Consider the following 1,026-nt stretch of genomic DNA (forward strand, 5'->3'; position numbering starts at 1 on the left):
AAAGCATCTAAGCGTGAAGCCCCCCTCAAGATGAGATTTCCCTGCTTGAAGACCCCATGTAGACGACGTGGTTGATAGGTTCGGGGTGGAAGCGCAGCAATGCGTGGAGCTGACGAATACTAATCGGTCGAGGACTTATCCAACATTTTCGGATGAACATCTCAAGTTTCGCATCCAGTTTTCAGGGGACAAAAGCTCCTGTGGCTATGGAGAGATACCCAAGTGGCTCAAGGGGACCCTCTGCTAAGGGGTTAGACTGCGTAAGCGGTGCGAGGGTTCGAATCCCTCTCTCTCCGCCATTCCTTCATCAGATGGAATGGGAAGATAGCTTTCATCGTGGCGGCGTAGCTCAGCTGGCTAGAGCGTACGGTTCATACCCGTAAGGTCGGGGGTTCGATCCCCTCCGCCGCTACCACTTTCATTCTCGGGCGCTTAGCTCAGCCGGGAGAGCATCTGCCTTACAAGCAGAGGGTCGGCGGTTCGATCCCGTCAGCGCCCACCATTATCTTTTATATCGTCGCGGGGTGGAGCAGTCCGGTAGCTCGTCGGGCTCATAACCCGAAGGTCGTAGGTTCAAATCCTGCCCCCGCAACCAATTTTCTTCATCGCGGAGCCGTGGTGTAGAGGCCTAACATGCCTGCCTGTCACGCAGGAGACCGCGGGTTCGAATCCCGTCGGCTCCGCCATTTTTTACGGCTTGGTAGCTCAGTCGGTAGAGCAATGGACTGAAAATCCATGTGTCGGCGGTTCGATTCCGTCCCAAGCCACCATTGCTTATTTGTAAGCATGGGGGATTAGCGAAGTGGCCAAACGCGGGAGACTGTAAATCTCTTCTCTTACGAGTTCGGTGGTTCGAATCCATCATCCCCCACCACCTTATCTAACTTACATTAACAAAGCAAAAGCGTTTCTTCTTTTCAGAAGAAACGCTCAGACTGTAGAGAAAGCCAGCGTTTTTCGGAGGCTTTCTCTTCTTTTGGTTTAGATTCAGGTATTGAAAAAGATCACCCTACTCATCCTGCCTTT

At 52.4% G+C, this 1,026-nt stretch carries 7 tRNA genes and 1 rRNA gene; all 8 read left to right on the forward strand.

Annotated features, from left to right (window positions below):
* A 23S ribosomal RNA gene (locus FE782_RS31990) occupies nt 1-143 on the forward strand; the annotation flags it as partial.
* Between the two features lie 65 nt (nt 144-208).
* A tRNA-Ser gene (locus tag FE782_RS31995) sits at nt 209-299 on the forward strand.
* A gap of 39 nt (nt 300-338) precedes the next feature.
* Nucleotides 339-415: transfer RNA gene (locus FE782_RS32000), tRNA-Met, on the forward strand.
* Nucleotides 416-426: 11 nt separating this feature from the next.
* Nucleotides 427-502: transfer RNA gene (locus FE782_RS32005), tRNA-Val, on the forward strand.
* 16 nt (nt 503-518) lie between these two features.
* A tRNA-Met gene (locus FE782_RS32010) sits at nt 519-595 on the forward strand.
* Between the two features lie 14 nt (nt 596-609).
* Nucleotides 610-686, forward strand: a tRNA-Asp gene (locus FE782_RS32015).
* An 8-nt stretch (nt 687-694) separates the two neighbouring features.
* Nucleotides 695-770 (forward strand) — tRNA-Phe (locus tag FE782_RS32020).
* Nucleotides 771-788: 18 nt separating this feature from the next.
* Nucleotides 789-874, forward strand: a tRNA-Tyr gene (locus FE782_RS32025).
* The last annotated feature ends 152 nt before the right edge of the window (nt 875-1,026 follow it).

The sequence above is a fragment of the Paenibacillus antri genome (assembly GCF_005765165.1).
Taxonomy (GTDB): domain Bacteria; phylum Bacillota; class Bacilli; order Paenibacillales; family YIM-B00363; genus Paenibacillus_AE; species Paenibacillus_AE antri.